The sequence below is a fragment of the Agrobacterium sp. fls2-241-TYG-188a genome, from assembly GCF_030209845.1.
The window spans coordinates 58,170-64,592 of record NZ_JARVRD010000010.1 but is presented as its reverse complement, the minus strand read 5'-3'; the positions used below and the strand labels follow the sequence as shown (position 1 = coordinate 64,592).

At 52.1% G+C, this 6,423-nt stretch carries 4 protein-coding genes; 1 reads left to right on the top strand and 3 read right to left on the bottom strand.

Annotation, left to right across the window (positions count from 1 at the left end):
• On the bottom strand, window positions 1-79 hold a 79-nt coding region (locus tag QRN85_RS23460; protein ID WP_284760364.1), incomplete at its 3' end, for a type II toxin-antitoxin system prevent-host-death family antitoxin.
• Window positions 80-496: 417 nt separating this feature from the next.
• On the opposite strand from QRN85_RS23460, the gene QRN85_RS23455 reads away from it, so the two are divergent.
• A complete protein-coding gene (locus QRN85_RS23455) occupies window positions 497-1,387 on the top strand; it encodes a hypothetical protein (RefSeq protein WP_284760360.1) in 891 nt (296 codons plus the stop codon).
• 98 nt (window positions 1,388-1,485) lie between these two features.
• Here QRN85_RS23455 and QRN85_RS23450 read toward each other — a convergent pair whose 3' ends face one another.
• Entirely contained in the window at window positions 1,486-3,084 is a 1,599-nt protein-coding gene (locus QRN85_RS23450) for a hypothetical protein (protein WP_284760359.1), read from the bottom strand.
• Between the two features lie 226 nt (window positions 3,085-3,310).
• Entirely contained in the window at window positions 3,311-6,262 is a 2,952-nt protein-coding gene (locus QRN85_RS23445) for a TrlF family AAA-like ATPase (RefSeq protein ID WP_350225092.1), read from the bottom strand.
• Window positions 6,263-6,423: the final 161 nt, after the last annotated feature.

The window sequence follows — 6,423 nt, the reverse complement described above, 5'->3', positions numbered from 1 at the left end:
CCTCGCCCTGATTGGCACGATCGAGGACTTCCGCAAAATTCTTGCGAGCCTCACTTATTTTGTAGCTGGTCTGGGGCATGGCGACCTCCGAGTTGATGATGGGAGCGACAATATCATGGGATATCAAAGCGTACAATCAGAACGTACGTATAAGACTTGATAAGGGGTACTTATCGATGGTTATAAGCTCAACCATCAACCATACTCACTAATGAATCCTAATGGATAGATAGCTTTCGTTAAGAATTTATATACCATAAATTCAAAGGCTTACGACATCGCAAAAGTCAGCATGAGAATCCAGATGCGATCGGCTTATGCCGCAGGCATTGTGCTGACGCGGCTGGAAGAGCGCAGCGCCTTCAGCGGTGGCAGTCGCCGGTGCGCCACAAAGCTGTGCGGCCTTTCGCTGGGCTTGGGTTGTACGATGAGGAGGCGGGAGCAGTCTTGTGCCGGATCATCGGTTCACGTTAAGGGATGCTAAGGAGGAATCATAATGAATCAGGGTTTTGACCGCTGGCACCCATATGACGAAACGACATGGTCGTACCAAATTTTTAAGCGGTACGATGATCAGCTAGGCACGATTGGAACCGCCCATCTCAATGCCCTGAAATTTTCCTACAAAGTTTTAAAGGAGAAGGGCGCTACTTGGGGAGACCCTGCAGTCTCCGCATTGGAAACCGGTGAAAGGTTTCTCAGCTCATTTAAGACCGTAAAAGATTGGTCAGATAGCTACAATCTGTTCGACAACTGGGTGAATCTCAATACCATCGTGGCCTGTGCCGCGAATTTAGAGACCTATGTAGCCGCTTTGGTCGATCTCGGAATAAGGTCCGATCCCGGTCTTCTATTTGGTGCTCCACGTTCGATCGATGGTGCAAAGCTTTTGAAGAATGGCGGTGCAAAAATTGACACGGATCCGCATGTGACCTCATGTACGAAGGGCGATTGGAGTGCGCGTATCGCTGGACTCGAAAGGCTGTTTGGACCGATGGACCCTAAGATAAAGTGTCATCACAGTGCGCTCGAGGACCTGCGGAACATCCGTAACAGAGTGGGTCATGCCTTCGGTCGGGACATAAGCAATGCGCGCAATCATGGCGCGCGTGCTTTCCACGACATGGAATGTCTGACAAAAGAAAAAGCTCATGGTCTTGCCAGCGTTTGTAGAGCTGTCGCACGCGAGCTAGACCGCCACGTTCTTTATCAGCATGTTGGAGATTTCGAGACCATACGTTTTTTTGCTTCGTACCACACCGACAAGCCAAACTTGAGTGCGATGAAAAGAGCGATTTTGCTTAAAACAGCGCTGGGTCAAACGGGAGCGCAACTAAGAAGCAAATCGCACCTGGTGGGATTGATCGAATACTGGGACGCGATTTGATCTGCAAGTGATCGTCACCGGAACGGCGCAGAAGGCCGCAGGCTGGATACGTGGCAAAGCCATAGAGCGCGATCGCCCTCAGGCGATGGCCCAATCAGTCAGGTCAAGACCGTTGCAATCGCATTCAGCGAATCGCAAAAACTTTGGAGAAGCTGCCGCCCCTGCATCGGAGCCGGCACATTTTCGTCGACACCTGCTCGGAGTTTGCCGCTTTCGATCCTGCTCGTTCCGAGGTGAGCGTCGGCAAGTCTCAGATCATAAATACCAAATAGTGGCGACATCACCTTCTTAGCCTTGTCGTCCTCGATGTGCCGTGAAAGCATCTTTTCAAGCAGCTTCAGGGAGGCCGGACGGTTTTCGTTTTTGTCGAGATTTACAGCGATCATCAATGCATCCTGGTTGAGACGCTCGACAAAAAGGCGCGTCACGTCCTTCGATAGCTCCAAAATTCCACTCTCATCCACCGCTACGAACCGATGGATTTTCTTGAGCAACGAGGGAACCGAGGCATGCGGTAGAAGCAAGGGTTTGTCGTATTTGGCAATGAAGGCGTCATTCACGAGGCCCAGAATCTTTTCGATTTCGGCTTCCGGCGCCTTCGTGTCGGGGATCTGCAGCATCATTTGAACCGAAAACAGCTCTTTTGAGTTTCCGCCCTCGGGAGTCACGCTAAACGCGCTCCAGATCCGTTGTTCAGCTTGCGGAAGCTGTCCGATGTCTTTGGCAAAAACGACCACGAGACCCAAGTCATTTATCCCGAAGTGAACTGCGGCAGCTGCGCCAATTGCGCCTGTCTCTCCGGTGTACCAACCAAATTTTGAACCGCGATGTCTGAGAACGCTGTCTACTACAGCTGGATCAAAATACAGGTAGGCCATTTGCGGGAGCTGTTTTGCGGTCGTCCGATTGCCATCAACGTCGATGACGAACGACGCATTGGCTGGTTCTGGATCACCTCGAACTCTTGAACTTACAACGCCACTTAGAACCCACTCCGTCCTCCACAGCGCGCCAAGCGTCACGAAGCTTCCTTCCGGAAAAGGATACCTCCCTGCCCTGATATAGGCCTCCCTCGTTTCCGCACCGTCGGTCCGAATTTCTTCAGACTCGAATGTGAAGTCGGGCCGGGTTTCGGTACACCATCGGCGCTCGTAGTAGCTCGAGCTATAGAGATCCATGTTGCGAGCTGCGAGGTAGTCGACGAGATACTCTTTCCGTATTTCAAGCAGCTCCGGCTTGCCGGATGGGTCCCGACTGATACGCGCTACTTCCCTGAACTGATCTTTTGGGCAAAGCCAGGAATCATTTTCGCGGATGAGGCGAAGGGCCACCACAAGATCGTGATGAAGGTGCCAGATTTCAGCGTCGACGTCGTCCAAGGATTGGACGATGACAAGACGCAGACCCAGTTCGTTGCCCTGCCACGTGCGAAACAAATCTACGGGGCGGTATTCCCCGTACTCGACATAGGATCGTTGCGGTTGAACACCCAGCTCGTCCCAGCTTATCTTCTCTGCGTCGGCACGTTTGTCTTTCCAGACGGCGGCAGTTCCAGTGCCTGCCCAAGCCTCATACTCTGCGATTTCGCACTCATCCGTCTTGCTCTCTCTCCTCACGACCTGATGGAGGGGGATCCAGGCTCTCCCTTGAAACGGAGAGATGTCATTGAGCAGGAAATGCTTTTTTTCGAACTGCATGCAGATGGCGCCCTTTTTTTCGTTTATGCGGTCTCTCCGAGAGAATATTTGGATCATTTGGCACGGCAGCATAAATGACAAGTTACGGGATCCGCGCTGGCGAGAGAGGAGTCCTGCAAGGTGGCGATCTCCCAGAACGACTTATCCGCCTCGATCGGGAGAACGTGCGCTACATCGGCCCCGTGCCGGACCCGCATCGTCTCGCCGGCAAGTTGTTTGACCACCATCAGGACCTTACACGTATTCGCAAGCGACGGGCTCTTTCGAGGAAAGCTCGCTCTCCACCTTCGAGAATATCGCAAACTGACTGTCGTATGGATGCTTCATGGAGCCCACCGCACGTGTAGGTGATCGGGGGGAGCCCATCAGCGACGTGGGGCCCGACTTTCGCGATGATAACTTGGTCTGCATCGGTATTAACAACGAGATTGGCGTTATGCGTCACGATGATAACTTGCCGTTTGCTCTTAGCAGCTTGAAAAAGCCCAACGAGCTCGTTGAATATCGACTGTGGATCGAGATTTTCTTCCGGTTGATCGATGATGAGGGGACGGTCGTCCGCATCGTCAAGAGCGAGGTATAGAAGCAACAGGATGATGCCGCGCGTTCCTGGAGACAACTTCGTGATATCGGTCCCATCATAGTCGATGCTGTAACGAAGACTAATATGCTCAGTGCTATATAGCCACTGGGCAAAGTTTCGGGACCATGTACGATACCCCTGATCTCCTTTTGGAACTTTCGAGGCGGCTAGGAGCTCGTCCTGGTATTTTTCCTTGAACGAAGTCATTGCGTCGGAGATGTCTTCTACTGCGCCCTTCTCCCACGTTGCTGCAAAGTGAGGTGTTGCCACTTTCTGTAGCGAGCCCTGGCCCGCAAATGGAGGTTTTCTTCCATCAATCAATTCCTCTCCACGCTTTGCCCATCGACCGATGTCAGCGATGCGGTTGACAGAAAAGGAAAGCTTATGGACCGTTCCCCCTACGGCGGAGAGTTTATTCATCAGGGGCGCGTATAGGCCTTTAAGCACCTTTTCTTCGCCTAAAATCGCTTGAAACACCCGCAGATAACCATTTTCGCGCTCTGCAACGAGTTGTGTCGCGCGGGCTTTCGCACCTTCGCAATCAGAAAGCTTTTCCCTGAGGGACTGGAGCGCTTGTGTCTCTTCAGTTATCTTGCTCGAGAGCGCACTGAGGCGATCGGCGGTCTCTTTATCTGCGGCAATGAGCTTTTCCAGCCGCTTTATCTCAGCTTCGAGAGTGGCCAGCGTCGTTCGCTCTAGGTTGGCGTCGTCAGTGAGATATGGCGATCCGTCCACTAATTCTGTAGGGATACTGCCTTTCATTTCATTTATAGTACGTTCGGCGGCCTGCTGTTGTTTAAGAAGAAAATCATCTACGTCGGTCGGGTACTTCAGAAGGAACCTATCCCACTCTATTTTGTCCAGCTGAGCTGAGCCGTGGCGCTCTTTGAGGCTTCTCAGCGCTTCAGGGGCTTGGTTGGTTCGCTGGTCCTCTACCTCGTCAAAGATTGAAACGAGAGAAGCCTTGCGATTTGCAAAAGCTCTGATCTTCGAGCGCACATTTTCCGCAGCCGAAATTAAAGCAGCGAGACGGGTCGCCTCCTTGTTCGAACCTTTCGGAATCAGCCGAGTTCGGTCGGCGGAATAGCGCTCGATCAGCTTCGATTTTTCCAGCACCTGAGTCTTTAGGCTCCCCACAAGCTTGTCTTTTTCCATCTCGATTCCGATACGTTCCGAAATGGTTGTTAGTGCCGCCTCTTCTCGTGCACGGGCATCCCGATATCGCGACGCCTTGCGATCAAGAAGATCGCTGAACGTTACAGCGCCATCGCGATCCCGACTTGGATGGGCATTGAAAATGACCCGTTCTATTTCATGGAGCAGCGCATCTGTCATTCCGGTCGAAGAACATAGATCATCGACAAACTGCTGCGAAAGATATCTTACGCGTGCGTCCCCGTCCCAGATCTCCGAAGAAGGTTGATCAAGAAACCGGAGTTCTGACTCACCTCCCGCTTCCCAATATACCTTAACGTAAGATCCCTGGAGACAGCCATCCTCGTTGGCGCGACTGATGAACGATTTGCTATTAGTGGTCTTTGGGAATGCATCACATCCCATCGCGATGATGTCCGCCAAGGCTGTCTTACCTGATCCGCGTGCACCGATGATTGCAACAAGGCCGGGATTCAGATCGATTTCAGGCGTTTGTGCCCAATCAGCACCTTTAATCTCCACTTTAGAAATCACCTGGGAGGGGCTTGCACCGATGGTGGGTGAATGGCCGACATATGCACGTCGCGGCTCGATACAAGCCTGCTTGAGTGCATCGAAAGACGCATCACCCTTGATCCAACAAAACCGGTTTTGGTCGGGCATCCCCACCCGAGGAATATCATGTGCGTCAGATCCCCATAATGTTGGTTTTAGGGCTCCATAGTTCTTGCTGATGAAGTCCGAGTCGCAATCGTCCTTCAGCCCGAGCCAGAAATCACGATCCTTTGGATTGCCTGAAAAGATGATGTCAGCAAATCTTTCGATGCCCCTCCGTAGTGTCGCGTCGGATCCGTCCCGGAGCCCGCTTGCTCCGTCGGCACCTCCCGCAACAGCAACCAGGATATTCTCTTTCGCCCAGTTATTGTTCAAGGCGTTCCGCAGGTCGTCTAACGAGACCTTATATTGCTCCGCGCCATGTTGAAGTGCAGCGCGATCTTCAACTAACAGCGGGTTGAGGTGCCTACCCAACCGAACTAATTGGGGAACTGTACATCCATAGCCTTGCTCATCGACGGTGAAGGTTAGTCTTCCAAGAATTTCGTTCACTTTCTCAACGTGATCCGCGTCCGATGGATCGATAAGAAGATGCACATTGACGAAGTTGTTTCGCGATGTGCCGATCGCGAGGCGCATCTCGATATTTGGAAAAATGAGATTGCAGTTGGGAAGACGTCCAGCTTCTTTTGCTGCGCGCACGTTCTCGTATGTTGCCATACTATAGTAATCGGTTACACCGATTACGGTGAGAGAGGGAGTGATGCTCTCCAACTTATCCAAATACTTCGGCCATGGATCTGCGCCAAACTGGTCGTTCAACAAGGTACCGGGCGCATGGATGTGTGGCTCCCACCGTAACCAGTCCGCGCCTCTATTAGACATGCTAGATCATCCCCACTAAATCCATCTGATGAGATAACCAATTTTGGATTTGTTTCTCAATATAAAGTTGTGCCCGCGAGACTTTTAGGTGGCTTGATTTTAGTCGCCACCTCACCATCTGCTCCTTTCACTGCTAACCCTGTTGATGCGGGGGCACGTCA

What these genes read in the sequence shown, in the direction of transcription:
- QRN85_RS23455 (WP_284760360.1), top strand. Translation starts at nt 497, where the DNA reads ATGAATCAGGGTTTTGACCGCTGGCACCCATATGACGAAACGACATGG.
- QRN85_RS23450 (WP_284760359.1), bottom strand. Translation starts at nt 3,084, where the DNA reads ATGCAGTTCGAAAAAAAGCATTTCCTGCTCAATGACATCTCTCCGTTT.
- QRN85_RS23445 (WP_350225092.1), bottom strand. Translation starts at nt 6,262, where the DNA reads ATGTCTAATAGAGGCGCGGACTGGTTACGGTGGGAGCCACACATCCAT.